This is a genomic window from Rothia sp. P5766 (assembly GCF_048513555.1).
Classification (GTDB): Bacteria; Actinomycetota; Actinomycetes; order Actinomycetales; family Micrococcaceae; genus Rothia.
Window position 1 is genome coordinate 1 of sequence record NZ_JBLXXS010000019.1, and the last position, 14,295, is coordinate 14,295.

Annotated in this window: 11 protein-coding genes; 3 read left to right on the forward strand and 8 right to left on the reverse strand. The window is 58.1% G+C overall.

All coding sequences use genetic code 11. The features are described from left to right. Together ACN08V_RS09580 and ACN08V_RS09585 are read right to left on the reverse strand one after the other, a co-directional pair. Positions 1–585 (reverse strand): ATP-binding protein (locus tag ACN08V_RS09580; RefSeq protein ID WP_419105386.1); only part of this gene is annotated, 585 nt, incomplete at its 3' end. A 4-nt stretch (positions 586–589) separates the two neighbouring features. Further along, positions 590–1,054, reverse strand: coding sequence for a YbjN domain-containing protein (locus tag ACN08V_RS09585; RefSeq protein WP_419098855.1), 465 nt, complete (start codon positions 1,052–1,054; stop codon positions 590–592). A 246-nt stretch (positions 1,055–1,300) separates the two neighbouring features. Between ACN08V_RS09585 and ACN08V_RS09590 the strand changes: the two genes are divergently transcribed. Beyond that, positions 1,301–2,806, forward strand: coding sequence for a SulP family inorganic anion transporter (locus ACN08V_RS09590; RefSeq protein ID WP_419105387.1), 1,506 nt, complete (start codon positions 1,301–1,303; stop codon positions 2,804–2,806). 142 nt (positions 2,807–2,948) lie between these two features. Here ACN08V_RS09590 and ACN08V_RS09595 read toward each other — a convergent pair whose 3' ends face one another. Both ACN08V_RS09595 and ACN08V_RS09600 read right to left on the reverse strand, forming a co-directional pair. Next, entirely contained in the window at positions 2,949–6,011 is a 3,063-nt protein-coding gene (locus tag ACN08V_RS09595; protein ID WP_419105388.1) for a YhgE/Pip family protein, read from the reverse strand. Positions 6,012–6,064: 53 nt separating this feature from the next. Then, positions 6,065–6,637, reverse strand: coding sequence for a TetR/AcrR family transcriptional regulator (locus ACN08V_RS09600; protein WP_419105389.1), 573 nt, complete (start codon positions 6,635–6,637; stop codon positions 6,065–6,067). A 320-nt stretch (positions 6,638–6,957) separates the two neighbouring features. On the opposite strand from ACN08V_RS09600, the gene ACN08V_RS09605 reads away from it, so the two are divergent. Then, entirely contained in the window at positions 6,958–8,472 is a 1,515-nt protein-coding gene (locus ACN08V_RS09605; protein ID WP_419105390.1) for a phospholipase D-like domain-containing protein, read from the forward strand. 244 nt (positions 8,473–8,716) lie between these two features. Here ACN08V_RS09605 and ACN08V_RS09610 read toward each other — a convergent pair whose 3' ends face one another. The 4 genes from ACN08V_RS09610 to ACN08V_RS09625 form a co-directional block, all read right to left on the reverse strand. Beyond that, positions 8,717–9,811, reverse strand: coding sequence for a YeiH family protein (locus ACN08V_RS09610; RefSeq protein ID WP_419105391.1), 1,095 nt, complete (start codon positions 9,809–9,811; stop codon positions 8,717–8,719). A gap of 129 nt (positions 9,812–9,940) precedes the next feature. Next, positions 9,941–10,519, reverse strand: a complete 579-nt coding sequence (gene pdxT, locus ACN08V_RS09615; protein ID WP_419105392.1) for a pyridoxal 5'-phosphate synthase glutaminase subunit PdxT — start codon at positions 10,517–10,519, stop codon at positions 9,941–9,943. A gap of 71 nt (positions 10,520–10,590) precedes the next feature. Next, positions 10,591–11,505, reverse strand: a complete 915-nt coding sequence (pdxS, locus tag ACN08V_RS09620) for a pyridoxal 5'-phosphate synthase lyase subunit PdxS (protein ID WP_419105393.1) — start codon at positions 11,503–11,505, stop codon at positions 10,591–10,593. A gap of 199 nt (positions 11,506–11,704) precedes the next feature. After that, complete coding sequence (locus ACN08V_RS09625; RefSeq protein WP_419098867.1) at positions 11,705–12,301, reverse strand: hypothetical protein; 597 nt, start codon at positions 12,299–12,301, stop codon at positions 11,705–11,707. A gap of 398 nt (positions 12,302–12,699) precedes the next feature. On the opposite strand from ACN08V_RS09625, the gene ACN08V_RS09630 reads away from it, so the two are divergent. Continuing rightward, a complete protein-coding gene (locus ACN08V_RS09630) occupies positions 12,700–14,253 on the forward strand; it encodes a PLP-dependent aminotransferase family protein (protein ID WP_419105394.1) in 1,554 nt (517 codons plus the stop codon). The last annotated feature ends 42 nt before the right edge of the window (positions 14,254–14,295 follow it).

Sequence of the window (14,295 nt, forward strand, 5' to 3'; positions counted from 1 at the left end):
CACGGATACGTCGATGGGGAGCATGTCGGCGTAGTCGGTTGCCAGGGTTAGCACAGTTTCTTGAGCAACCCAGTGGGCGGCATCGCGGCGGGCTTTCAGGCGGATAAGGGTGCCCACTTCGGGGGCCTGCTCCGGCGCTAGCTCGGTAACCTCAAAGGTGCCGTCGGCGTGGCCCAGCCAGCGGACCGGGGCCTGCCCAGCGGTGGCAGAACGTGAGGTGATATCAACCGTGTCAGCAATCAAGAAGCAGGCCAGTAAACCAATACCGAACTGGCCTAGGTACTCGGCTCGGCCTTCGTTAAAGACGTCGTCACGCTTGGATGTGCGCCCAATAGTTGCTAAAAATTCTTCGGCCTGTTCCGCGGTCAGCCCAATCCCGGTGTCGGTGATGGTGATACCTGTGCCCTCTTCCCAGGGTTCTAGAAGCACCCGGGCGGGGGCATCGGGGTCAGTCTCGCGGCGGGCGGTAATGGCATCGACACCGTTCTGGATTGCCTCGCGTAGGTAGACCTGTGGGCCTGAATAAAGGTTTTTGGAGAGCAGTTCAACCAGGCCGCCCAAATCCACTTTAAAGCGCTGTGACATGCTTTTATTCCCCTTCCGTTATGGGTGCAAAGGCGCCTTCTACTTCGGTCAGGAACTCCTGGGCCGAGCGGCTAGCTTCACGCAGGTAGAGGTCGATCTGCTCATCGGTGGCCCCGGCGGTGACGGGCAGGGTGAAGTCCGCTGGCAGGAGCGCGAAGTCCTGGCCGTCTTCACCCAGAATGGCCGGGTAAGCAGTGGGATAGGGGCGGTGCTGGTTCCATTGGTGGGCAAACATGCTCAGGTGGGGTAGGGAGCTGGTGGGTAAGGACTGCCGCCAGGTGGTACGTACCGTCAGCCGGTCAGGGGTGAGCAGGTAGAGCAGATAGCCGGCAGGGTAGTAGGTGATGGGGGTGCCGTCCGCTTCAAGCTCGTGGGGGATTTCAAGACGCCGCAGTGCTTGCCCCAGTCGAGTGCTTGTGAGCGGTGCAGGGGTAGCAGGTGCTGGCTGGACGCTATCAAAGAAGCCCAAGGGTGCTCTTTCTTTTTTGCTGGCGGGCGGTGAGGCTGATAGCCACAGGCCCGTTTATGTGGTCTGTAGGGGGGCGCTGGCACCTCTCTATCCTACAAGTTTTGGGGTCTATCTTTTAATGGTCTTGAGGATAGGTCCCAGACCTTGCCGGCTGGGGTAGCTCCAGCCCAGTATTTAGTGGGGCGGGTGCCGGGTTTCCGTCTGTGGTCTAGGCTAGAACTAGCTAAATCTACCTCAAGGAGCCCCGTGGCTGACACCGCACTTTCTGCCCTCGACCGGCAATCAGTTCGAAAGACCCTTACTTCCCCCAAGCTACTCAAAACCGAAGTCCTCGCCGGGCTTGTCGTTGCCCTAGCCCTCATCCCAGAAGCCATTGCTTTCTCTATCATTGCCGGGGTAGACCCCAGGCTAGGGCTTTTTGCCTCCTTCACCATGGCAGTCACAACTGCACTGCTCGGCGGGCGACCAGCCATGATTTCAGCAGCCACTGGCGCTATCGCACTGGTGATCGCCCCGCTGGTTGCCAGTCACGGCACCGACTACTTTATTGCCACCGTTATCCTGGCCGGATTTTTCCAGGTTCTTTTGGCTGTGGCGGGTATTGCTAAGCTCATGCGCTTTATTCCCCGGCAGGTCATGGTCGGTTTTGTGAACGCCCTGGCTATCCTCATCTTCATGTCTCAGGTTCCCGAACTTTTGGGTGTTCCCTGGGCGGTTTATCCTCTGGTTGCCCTGGGTCTTCTGCTGGTGTTCGGGCTTCCCCGCCTCACCCAGGCTGTCCCTGCGCCCCTGGTCGCTATCGTCCTCATTACCGCTATTACCGTAGTAGCTGGAATTAAGGTGCCTACTGTGGGCGATAAGGGCGAGATGCCACAAGCCCTGCCCACGCTCTTTATCCCCCAGGTTCCCCTCAACGTGGAAACTTTCAGCATCATGGCCCCCTACGCCCTGGCTATGGCTATCGTGGGTATCTTGGAGTCGCTGATGACAGCTAAGCTGGTGGACGATATTACCGATACCCCTTCCAACAAGACCCGCGAATCTTGGGCCCAAGGTGTAGCCAATATCGTCACGGGCTTGACCGGCGGTATGGGCGGCTGCGCCATGATTGGGCAGACCATGATCAACGTCAAGGCCTCGGGTGCCCGCACCCGTATTTCTACTTTCCTGGCCGGTGTTTTCTTGCTAGCGCTGGTGCTCCTGCTGGGTGATGTGGTGGCGCTGATCCCTATGGCCGCACTGGTAGCTGTCATGATTTTTGTGTCGATTGCGACCTTTGATTGGCACAGCATCACCCCGCGTACCCTGCGAATCATGCCCAAGAGTGAGCTGGTAGTCATGCTGGTGACGGTGGCTACCACAGTGGCTACCCACAACCTGGCAATCGGTGTGGTGCTGGGCGTGCTGACCGCTACGGTTCTCTTTGCGCGCAGGGTTTCTCACCTGGTGACGGTAGACCGGCAGGTGGCACCCCTGGACGGGGTGGAGGCCGTGACCTACCGGGTGGAAGGGGCGCTGTTTTTTGCCTCCTCGAATGACCTCTACTACCAGTTCCAGTACGCGCAGGACCCGCAGACCGTGGTCATTGATTTGAGTGGCTCCCACATTTGGGATGCCTCCACGGTAAGCGCCCTGGACAGTATTACAGCCAAGTATGAGCGACTGGGTAAAACCGTGCAGATTCAGGGTTTGAACCCTGCCAGCCAGGACTTCCAGGACCGGCTGAGCGGCCAGTTAGGAGCAGGTCACTAGGAAGTGGCATTTCCCCCAGCATGTTCCCGTACTCCTACCTGATTCTCAACCGGTGCCGTGCCAGCCAGCTGGATTGGGGGGGCTGGCGTTAAGGGTGCTGGGCCGGGCGCGGCACCGGGTATTTAGGTTGGGTGCTATTGACTTAGCCCGCAGCCCCCGCGAGTTCCGGTGCAGGGGCGTTCTTGCGGGCACGTTCTGCTTCCCTGCGGTCTTCCCGGCGGTGGCGAATCCAGATGCTAGCTGCGGTACCGCTAAGAGCCAGGATGAACCAGCCTGCCAGCCAGGCAAGGCCGGTAGAGATTCCAATTGAACCACCAGCAATGAGTGAGCGGAAGGCTTCCAGGGCGTGGGTGAGCGGTAGCCAGGGGTGCAGGGCCTGCAAGAAGCCCGGGGCTGTTTCAATCGGGTAGGTGCCGCCTGCTGCGCCAATCTGAATAACTGTCAGCATGAGCGAGATAAAGCGACCCGGTGCATCGAGCAGGGCAATGAGTGCCTGGTTGATAGCCAGGAAGGTGATGGAGGTCAGCACCGCAAAACCCATCAGGCCCCAGAAGTTAGCTGTCTTAATATCTACCAGGCTGTGAATGATGATAGTCATCACTGACCCCTGGACGATACCCATGAGGATAACCGGCACCATGGCTCCTCGGAGGGTTGCCAGGCCGGAATGTCCACGTCGAGCGAACTTAGCTGAGATAGCTGGGTACATCATGAAGTAAGCAATGGCACCTACCCATAGACCAAGAGTCATGAAATAGGGGGCTAGGCCGTGTCCGTAGGTGGAGACCTCGTTGATGCGGGTTTTGTCAATGGCTACGGGGTCGCTGGTCACTGCGCTCAGATCCTCAGCTTGCCCGTCAGTATAGCTAGGTACCTTGTCCACCGCGTCACTGAGCGAGGTGGAGAGGGTAGAACTTCCCTTCTTGAGTTCTCCGAGACCTTGTGAAAGCTGGCTGGCTCCGTCTACGGCCTTACCGGCCCCTGCATCAAGGTCAGCGGCCCCGTCGTTGAGCTGGTTGGCTCCCTGGTTGAGTGAGGACGTGCCTTGCGCCAGGGTGAAGGTGCCGTCTTTGAGCTGGTTGGCTCCCTGGTTGAGTGAGGATGTACCCTGCGCCAGGGTGAAGGTGCCGTCTTTGAGCTGGTTGGCTCCCTGGTTGAGTGAGGATGTACCCTGCGCCAGGGTGAAGGTGCCGTCTTTGAGCTGGTTGGCTCCCTGGTTGAGTGAGGACGTGCCTTGCGCCAGGGTGAAGGTGCCGTCTTTGAGCTGGTTGGCTCCCTGGTTGAGTGAGGACGTGCCTTGCGCCAGGGTGGATGCGCCAGCCTCTAAGGAGGAGGTGCCATCTGCCAAGCTGGTGGCTCCGGTAGCAAGTGATGAGGTCCCGTCATGGAGGTTATGGGCACCGGTAGCAAGTGATGAGGTGCCATCTGCCAGTGCGGCTGCCCCGTCATTAGCCTGGGATACTGCACCGGCTAGAGCTCCGAGATTTTTGCTGAGGGCTCCGACTGAGCTATCTAGCTCCTGGGCACCCTGTGAGAGAGCGCTGGCACCCTCTGCTAGGGTGGTGGCTCCGGTAGCGGTTTGGCTAGCTCCGGTTTTTAAGCTATTTGCTCCACCGGCTAGTTTGGTTAGCCCGCTGTTTTCATCGCCGACCAGTGCCTGGGTGCCCGCAGCTAGGGTGTTTGCCCCGGAATCCAGCGCCTTAGTTCCTGCTGAGAGTTTACCGGCCCCGGTGTTGAGCTCTTGGAGGGCAGCTCGCTTCTGTTCGTCTGTGAGCTTGTCCCAATTATCTAGTAGGGATTGGGTGCCCGTAGCTAGGGTGGTGGCTCCGGTGGTGAGCTCGTCGGTAGCGCCGGCTAGGTTGGTAGCTCCGGTGGCCAGGTCTTGTGCCCCGCCCAGGGCTTTATCTGCTCCTTGGGAGAGCGCTTCAGCCCCAGAGCTCACCTGATTAGTAGCTTCTTTGAGCTCTTGTGCCCCAGCAGCTAGGTTGGAGGCGCCTGTTGTAAGTGAACCGGTGGCATCGGTCAGGGCGGGAAGTTTTTCGGGTAGGGTGGCTACACTCTCGTTGAGTTGGGTCAGGCCCTTAGAGAGGCTAGAAGCCCCTGCCTTGACCTGGTCCGCACCGGTTGCCAGGGAAGATGCCCCACCATTGACCCGGTCTGCACCCTTGGCTAGGGATGATGCTCCCTCGTTAACCTGGCTGGTGCCCTGCGCCAGGGTGGATGCTCCTTGGTCAACCTTGCTGGTGCCGTTAGCTAGGGATGATGCGCCTTGGGAGAGGGATGATGCTCCTTGGTCAACCTTGCTGGTGCCCTGAGCTAGGGATGATGCGCCTTGGGAGAGGGATGATGCTCCTTGGTCAACCTTGCTGGTGCCCTGAGCTAGGGATGATGCGCCTTGGGAGAGGGATGATGCTCCTTGGTCAACCTTGCTGGCGCCGTTAGCTAGGGATGATGCGCCTTGGGAGAGGGATGATGCGCCTTGGTCAACCTTGCTGGCGCCCTGAGCTAGGGATGAGGTCCCGCTGGCTAGTGAGTCTGTTCCTGATTTTAGGTCGGTGAGCCCTACGACTAGCTCCTTACTGCCTTGGGCTGCTGAGCTTGAGCCGTCTGCCAGTTTTTGGGCACCGTCGGAAGCTTCCCCCAGGGAGTCGTGGATATTGGTGAAGCCCGCGTAAATCTTGCTCAAGTATTCTGTGGATACCTTATGGGCCAGTGCGTCGGTAACTGCTGTCCCAAGTGAGCTAGCGATATTGCCGGAGATGATGTTAGAGCCGTCGTTGGTGGCAATATCTAGTTTGGCTTTGCGGGCTGCATCTGAAGAGTTTTCGGACAGGGATGAGACGTTGGCTGAGAAGTCAGCTGGAATGGTCAAAACTGCCTGAACCCGACCGTTTTCGAGCTCGCTCCGTGCTTGGTCAGCATCCATGACTGACCAGTCAAAATTACTGGTGCTGTCCTTAGTAAGTAGTTCTTGGGTGAGGTCGTCACCGAGGGTCAGTTCTTGGCCTGTGCGTGTGGTGGCAGCCTTGTCCTGATTGACGATAGCGGCCGGTACGGCATCGATGGTACCGGTGGGGTCGTAGTTAGCCCAGGTGAGAATACCTGCGTAGATGGAAGGAATAATAATAACTGCCAGGAGTACCAGGTATTTCATGGGGCCTGATGTGCGCTTTAGGGCGGGGTGTTTGGTTCGTGTTGAAGGCACTGGGTTCACCTACTTTCTTTTTAAGGTTGGGGAGAGGGGAAAACTAAGGGGGGTTAGCTGGTAGCCGCTTGGATCATGGTGGACAGGCGCTGGCCCATGGCCTGGGCGGTGTTGGGGCCGGTGAAGTCTGTTCTGAGCCAGCGCACTGTTAACCAGGCGGCCCCGGCGGCGATAAACTGGGCGTAGTCACTGGTGAGAGGCCTATTTGTGGTCTTGGGTTGTTCGGTAGCAGAGCCTCGGAGCAGGAGTCTATGGGTCAGGAAGGTAACGAGCTCTTCGACCAGAGATGAGTTGCCGGAGGTGTCTAAGACATTGCGGAAGAAGACTGCATCTGCTTGGAGTGCGGTGAGCAGGCTGGTGCTAGCTGCGCTTGTGATGAGGGTGCTTGGGTCGGTGGGGTCTGCCTCGGGGAGCGAGTTGAGGGCGGTATCTAGCTTTTCCAGCGCGGCAGTGTGAATGAGCGTGTTGATGTCTGAGAAGTATTGGTAGAAGGTGGGGCGGCTGACTCCTGCGGCCTTGACCAGGTCGGTGATATTAAGGCTTGCTGGTTCTGGGGTGTTCAGGGCCTTGATGGTGGCCTCGACAAGGGCTGTGCGACTACGGGCGGGGCGGGGGGCTTGGGGCACGGGGTTCTCTCCACGGTATTTTTCTTACAGGTGGAAAGTTTACGCCTGTGAGGGAAATCAGCAAGGGGCTGGGGTGTGATATAGGACAGTTTCTGTGAGCCAGGGGTGCTCAAGACTGCAACCGCTACCTCAAATGCCCGCCCCTGAAGTCTTCCTTTTCGCTGGGTAGGTAGAGTACTGGCAAGCCTGTTTCTTGCCTGGCTCGTTAGCGCCCGCACGGGAATTCACGTTAGCCCTAGCCAGCTTGGCTGGTGCGCCTTTGAGTTTCAGCCAACAGGCTGGCCGGTTACCCGCTAGCGGAGACCCGGTAGATTAGAACTATGAGCACATTCACCCGCTACGCCCTCACCGCAACCACCACCCTTGTCGCAGGCGCTTGCGTCACTACCGCTCTCACCGGCTACCGGCAAGCCCGTAAACCTTTAGCTAAAGGGCTCAGCTTGGAGGGTCGGAGTCATCCCTCGGGTTACACCCAGCTTTTGGCTGACCTGACCTACCAGCAAGAGGGTACTACTGTTTCGGAGCAGTCCATCTTTGCCGCCCTTGAGGGCCTGATCGAGCGTGCCCAAGACTTCCTGGTCTTAGACCTCTTCCTCTTCAACTCTGACTACGACCGTACCCGTGGGCCAGAGGGTGGCTACCCGCGGCTTGCTGAGCGGGTGACTAGGGCCCTGGTTAACAAGCGGGCACAGGCACCTGAACTGCCTATCATTTTTATTACCGACCCCATTAATACTTTCTACGGTAGCTACTCCCTACCTCACCTGGAGCAGCTAGCTGATGCTGGGGTGCAGGTGGTGATGACCGATCTAGATGCTCTGGCTGACTCCAACCCGATCTACTCGGCTTTCTATCGCACCTTCCTGGCCCGTCTGCCCGAACTTCCTGCAGGGTTGCCTAACGTCCTGGCTCCTGGGCGTCCTAGGGTGAGCCCTAACGCCTATGCTCGTCTCTTCAATTTCAAAGCCAATCACCGCAAGCTGGCGCTTAGTGAGCGAGAGGCCCTTGTCAGCTCAGCTAATCCCCATGACGCTTCGGCCCCTAACTCTAACCTAGGTTTGCTGGTGACGGGCCCCGTTCTGGCCGATATTTTAGCCAGTGAACGCGCTATTTATACCCTCTCGGGTGGGCAGGGTGAGGTCTTTGACAGGTTCGAGCAGGTGCTCACCCAAGGCCTGCGCGACAGGAGCGGCCAAAGCTCAGAAGACCATGAGCCGGTGAGAGTTCAACTGGTCACCGAAGGAGCTATCCGGCGGGTAGCCTGCCAGATGGTGCGAGCAGTAGAGCCCGGTGGAGAGATTTGTCTGGGAATGTTTTATCTGGCTGAGAGATCAGTGGTGCGGGAGCTCAAAGCTGCCGCTCAGCGCGGAGTTCAGGTGCAGGCCCTGCTTGATCTGAACCTTGATGCTTTTGGGCGTAAGAAGACGGGGCTGCCGGCCCTGCCTGTAGCCCGCGAACTGCAAGGCGCTGGGGTGCAGGTGCGGTGGTATGCCACCAGTGGGGAGCAGTTTCACCCTAAGTACTTAGCGACCTACCGAAAGGGGGAGGGCGGCGGTATCTTCGAGCTGCTGGCTGGATCGGGTAATTTTACCCGCCGAAATATTTGTAATTACAACCTGGAGACTGACCTGAGGTTGGTGGCACCTATCGATGCCCATTTGGCTCAGGAGTTTACTGCCTATTGGTCACTGATGTGGAGGAATGAGCCGGTTGCTGGCAGGCCAGCTCTCTTGAGTCTGCCCTATGAAGGGCGTGAGGAGCCTGGGGCCTTGCGCTCTGCCTTGCACAAGCTGGTTTATCGCTTTCAGGAGGCTACCGGTCTGGGTACCTTCTAGAGACTTCTTAAGCTGAACTGCGTGGAATAAAAGAATTTTTGCGTTTGGTGGACGGCTGGGGCCTAGCAAGTGCACAACTACTTTAGGCAAGGAATGCCAAGATGGTGCAGTTGCTCAAGAAGAGCGCGACAAGAACACCAGCCACACCCAGTCCGGGTCATACCTGCATCTTCGCTGCGGGCCAACTGCCGGTGCAAGAGCTGAGAGTGAGTGGTGGGTAGATACCGGGTGGCTATTCCGAGGGTTAGACCAAGCAGAGAGTAAGCCCAAGGGCTATGGAGGCAGTTGCCCCAGAGAGGATGAGGCCAAAGAGGAGAGCCGGACCACCAGCGGAGAGGGTGGATTTGAGATTGACTGCCGTGCCCAGAGCGGCCATGGCTACTGCCAAAATAAAAGTGGTGAAGGTATTGAGTCCAGCCAGGAGCGGGCCAAGGGGCTGATCTAAGCCGCTCCAAGCCAGCACTGACCTGAGTACGATAGCCATGATAAACCCCACCACAAAGAGGGGCAGTAGGGGTGGTCTGTGACTCTTAGCCTGCGAGGTCTTCCTCTGGGCCTGCCTACTCTGGCCATAACCTACCATAGCCACAATAGGGGCCAAAAGAACTACCCGGCCCAGCTTGCTTACCGTAGCAATATCGGTCACCTCTGGGCTAATAAAGCCCCCCGCCGCTACTACCTGCCCCACCTCATGAATAGAAACGCCTAACCATACCCCAGCCTGCAGAGGTGTAAGGGGCAAAAAACCAACCAGGGCCGGTAAGGCAAACATAGTCAAAGTGCCGCAGAGGGTAATGACAGCCAAGGCCGTGAGGGCCGCGTTATCCACTGTTTCATCGTCTGGGTTTTGGGCTTTTGGGGGTAGGGCCGCCGAGATACTGGCAATTGCCGAAGCGCCACAGATTGCAGTGCCGGTGGTGGTCAGAAGGGCGGTAGTGGGGGCCAAAGCAAGGTAGCGCCTCAAGATGATAGCCACCAGGTAGGTCCCTGCAACTGTCAGAAGTATGGTCAGTAGGGCCCCGAACCCCAGTGAAAATACATCTGGCAGAGACAGACGAAGACCCAGGAGGACAACGCCCAGCCGTAACAGGCTCTTGGAGGCAAAGGTCAAGCCAGCCTGAGCAGTTTGGGGTAAGAGGCCCATATTGCGGGCAGCTATTCCCAGAACTATGGCCAGAAGTAGGGTGCTGACCAGCTTGAGACCGGGCATAAGGGTCAGAAGGTAGGCAACTAGGGCTAGGCCCACCGCTAGGACTAGCCCCGGTAGGAGCTTCGGGAGGGACGCTAGGCCAGCGCGAGGGGTGGCTCTGCGGTGGATTGTGGGGTCTGGCAAGCTCATGCTTTTAGTTTAGACTGCCTTGAGCCCTCTGAGTTGGCCTGCAGAATGAAATCCCTCCCCTTTTCCTTAGCTACTCTTGACACCCCTAGAACCTCAACCCTTTTATTCCGGGGAGTGCCCCGGTAAGGGCTAGGCGGTGGTAAGTTCCAGTAAACGGCGGTGGACAGTGGTGTCCCCGGTCAGCTCGGGGTGGAAGGAGATGCCCAGTAGTTTGCCCTCTTGGACGCCTACTATTTTCTTGCGGTAGGTGGCTAGGACTTCTACCTCGGGGCCTGTTCGTGTAATCGCAGGTGCACGGATAAAGGCTGCCCTCAGCGGGGTTTCTTGCTGGCACCAGGCAAGCTCAGCTTCCGCCGAATCGATCTGGGAGCCAAAAGCATTACGGGCAACGGTGACATCGAGCAGACCCAGGGTTTGCTGGTCAGCGGCTGTGCCCTCAAGGTCTTTGGCCAGAAGGATCAGCCCGGCGCAGGTGCCCAGGGTGGGCAGGCCAGCGCCGATAGCGTCAATGAGGGGTTGGCGTAGGCCAAAGATACGGGTGAGCCTGTCGATAGTGGTTGATTCCCCACCGGGTAGTACCAGGGCATCGCACCTTTGCAGTTCCTCCGGTTTTTTGACCAGCAGAGTGTTCACCCCCAGCGTCTCTAGGAGCTTGACGTGCTCGGCCACTCCGCCCTGGAGGGCCAGAACACCAACGGTTAAAGTCATGGATTCCCTTTCGCTACCCCGGCAAAGTAATAGATGCTAGGGGTGGGGCGTAGTTACCCCACCCCTTAGGCTTACCAGCCGCGTTCTGCCAGGCGGTGCGGTGCGGGCAGGTCGGCAACGTTGATGCCGACCATGGCTTCACCTAGGCCACGTGAGGCTGCGGTAACCTGCTCGGGGTCATTGTAAAAGGCGGTGGCTTTCACGATTGCCTTGGCGCGGGCTTCTGGTTTGCCGGATTTGAAGATGCCCGAACCCACAAAGACACCGTCTGCGCCTAGTTGCATCATCATGGCAGCATCGGCTGGGGTGGCAACGCCGCCTGCAGTAAAGAGGACTACGGGGAGCTTGCCGGTGCGGGCTACTTCAAGGACCAGCTCGTAGGGTGCGGCCAGTTCTTTGGCCTTGACGTAGAGCAAGTCGGGGGACGTGGCCTGCAGAGCCTGAAGCTCAGCGATCTGGGTCTTGATGGTGCGAATGTGTTTGGTGGCTTCGGAGACATCCCCTGTGCCTGCTTCACCCTTAGAGCGGATCATGGCTGCACCTTCGGTGATGCGGCGCAGCGCCTCGCCCAAGTTGGTGGCGCCACAGACAAAAGGAACCTTAAAGGTGTGTTTGTCAATGTGGTTGACGTAGTCGGCGGGGGAGAGCACCTCAGACTCGTCAATGTAATCGACCTTGAGGTGCTCTAGGATCTGGGCTTCGACGAAGTGCCCGATACGGGCTTTAGCCATGACGGGGATTGAGACAGCATCGATAATGCCCTCAATCATATCGGGGTCACTCATGCGGGCAACACCGCCCTGGGCGCGAATGTCGGCGGGCACGCGTTCAAGGGCCATGACGGCAACAGCGCCAGCATCTTCAGCGATTTTGGCCTGTTCGGGGGTGACAACGTCCATGATGACGCCGCCTTTGAGCATGTCGGCCAGGCCGCGCTTAACAAGGGGTGAGCCGGTGTGTGCGGTCTCGGTTCTTTTTTCAGTCATGGTGACCAGTCTGCGCCCAGATCTGGTCTAGGGAAAGGTCCAGACAAACACATTCTTTTTAGACCAGATAGTTTAAGGCCTGGGTTTACCCCAGGCCTGGATTTTCTGCCCCTCTCAAACTCCAGGCCAGGCACTTAGTCTCTGGGGGTGAGACTGGAGTGCCTGGCCTGGGCGGGGTTCCCTGTAAACCTGGAAACTTTTAAGCTTCGGGGCGGTAGAAGTACTGATCTGGTGATTTCATGCTTTCCTGGCCGTTAACGGTGGCGGTGTACTTATAACGGTACTTAACCCTCAAAGTGCTCCAGTCACGATCATCTTGGCCGGTTGCAACAAAGAGGTAGCTTGGGAAGGGTGTGGTGCCCTTCCTGGCTGCCAGACTTCCCTGGTAGTAGGAGGTGTAAGCGTATTCTGTAATACCTTGACGTGTGACCACGTTACCCTGGGTGTAGTCGCGGGTAGGGGTGGCCCAGCCATTGGACTCTACGCTAGTGAACTGCAGATTATCTTCTGGTAGCCAGTAGGTCACCGCTACGTTGGTGATGATATCTGTAGGAATGGTGAAGTAAACAGCTACGCTGTAAGGATTTCGCTCATCGAAGGTAGTCAGCCAGTAGCGCTTACTGCCGTCGTAGTTAGCGTCCTGATCTGAATTGTGGTAAGCGTGACCGTTACCGCTGACAGCGGGCTGCTTCTCGCGGGTAGAAGCGGCATAGGCCGGGATGCTGGCGGACGCTAGAACCATGGGTGCGGACCAGGCCAAGGCCCGGCGGCTAACATGAGGGGTGGGGGAGGACATCTTTACCTGCTTAGAGATATTTAGGATGATTTAGGGTATTTGGCCTATGCTATCAGCTCCTTCTGGTTCGGGTGATGGAGATAGACATCTCTCGGTGAGATGTTGGCAACAAATAATAAATTATTCTTTGCATCTGTAATGCCTAATAGGAGCCATATTTACAGATATAGCAAATAGGGCTGGGGGCTCAGAATCCTGCCGAGTTCGTATCCGCAGCCTGGGAATAAGGGCAGGCCCCTTAAGAGACCCCCAGCACCTCACTGGGCCCAGGGGGAAGGAGTCCAGGAAGTGTCATCTTCTGACCCTTTAGCACCTACTACCCAGGTTCGCTGAGCGGCTATCTCCTAGGGTTCCTATCTGCCGATACACTAGAGAAGGGAAGGGCAGAAGGGGGTTACGTGGCTCAATACTCAGGGGATAAATACCTCCCCCTTAGCCTGAGCAGGGGCGCAGGGCTCTCCTTACACACCCAGATTGCTGAGCAGATCCGCGCGCTAATTGTCTCTGGCCGTCTCAGGGCCGGTGACCACCTGCCATCTAGCAGGACGCTAGCTCACCAGTTAGAGGTTTCACGGGGCACAGTGGTCTTTGCCTATGAACAGCTGACCGGTGAGGGGTACCTGTCAAGTAATCGTGGCGGAACGCGGGTCTCACGCACACTACTGGCTCACTGGCCCCAAGATCCTGCTCAATCCTCCGGCGCCGGCCAAGAATACCTCATCCCAGGGCCAGCTAGCGTCCAAGTCCAGCAACCAGAAACAAGCCCCCCTCAGGGCAACTTTTTTGACCTGAGGCCCGGTCAACCCGATACCTCCCTGCTGGCCAGCGCCAGCTGGCGAGCGGCCTGGCGAACCGCCGTGGCAGCCCCTCTGAGCAGCCACCCCCCGGCTGGGTCGCTAGCCCTACGCTCAGAGTTGGCAGAGCACCTGAGGCTCATACGGGCCACCTACAGGGACCCAGAGGAGCTACTGATCACCGCTGGTGCCAGGGAGGGTTTTCGCCTGCTTCTTACGGCTCTGCGTGCTCGGCAGCGTAAGCGCCCCTTGAGGGTAGCAGTGGAAAATCCCGGTTACCCTAACTTGCGTAAAATCCCCCAAACCTTTGGGCACCAGATCATCCCTATACCGGTTGATTCCTGCGGTCTGATTCCGGACTGCTTACCTGTCGGTAAAGATCGCCCGGATCTAGTCTTGCTGGCACCTAACCACCAGTACCCCTTGGGCACCTCCATGCCGGTGAGTCGTCGCCTGGATTTACTTGCCTGGTCTGCGGAGCAGCAAGTGCTCCTCGTGGAGGACGATTATGACTCCGAACTGCGCTACCGAGGTGACCCTCTGCCCACCCTGGCCGCTCTTGACCGTTCCCCCCTGCTATCTTCCCAACTAGTTTCTGGTAGGCAGAGCCAGCAGGGTCGAGTCCTTACCCTAGGTTCCTTTTCTAAGCTGCTAGCTCCCGGTCTTAAGCTGGGTTACCTTCTCGCACCCCCGCAGCTAGCTCAAGAATTACTGGATCTTCGGGATACTCTGGGTAACCCCGTGCCCTGCCTGGTTCAAGATGCTCTAGCTCATTTTCTGGCCCGGGGCGGGCTGCGAAGCCATACTGCCCGGATGAGTAGGGTCTACCGACGGAGGCGGGAGCTTGTTCGTGAGGCTCTGGGGCAGATTCCCGGAGTGAAGTTGGTTCTGATGGAAGGTGGTTTGCACGCCATGCTGATCCTGCCGGGGCAGGGAGGGCTCACTGAGACCTGTGCCTTGGAGCGAGCCCGTGAGGTGGGGGTAGTTCTGGCCCCTCTGAGCGACTACTGGTCCCAGGAAAGTGAGCTGTCCCCTGGCTCTCCCCTGGGGTTAGAGCACTCGCAAGGGCTAGTTTTAGGGTTTGGTGCCCTTAAGGACCAGGACCTTGCTCTTGCTCTAGAGCGCCTGCGTTTTATCTTGATGCGCCCTTCAGTCTAAGAGAGCCTGTTGATGTCTTCAGAGATTTACCCTGGCCTGTCG

Coding starts and splice junctions, on each gene's coding strand:
- ACN08V_RS09605 (WP_419105390.1), top strand. CDS start 6,958: ATGAGCACATTCACCCGCTACGCCCTCACCGCAACCACCACCCTTGTC.
- ACN08V_RS09610 (WP_419105391.1), bottom strand. CDS start 9,811: ATGAGCTTGCCAGACCCCACAATCCACCGCAGAGCCACCCCTCGCGCT.
- pdxT (WP_419105392.1), bottom strand. CDS start 10,519: ATGACTTTAACCGTTGGTGTTCTGGCCCTCCAGGGCGGAGTGGCCGAG.
- pdxS (WP_419105393.1), bottom strand. CDS start 11,505: ATGACTGAAAAAAGAACCGAGACCGCACACACCGGCTCACCCCTTGTT.
- ACN08V_RS09625 (WP_419098867.1), bottom strand. CDS start 12,301: ATGTCCTCCCCCACCCCTCATGTTAGCCGCCGGGCCTTGGCCTGGTCC.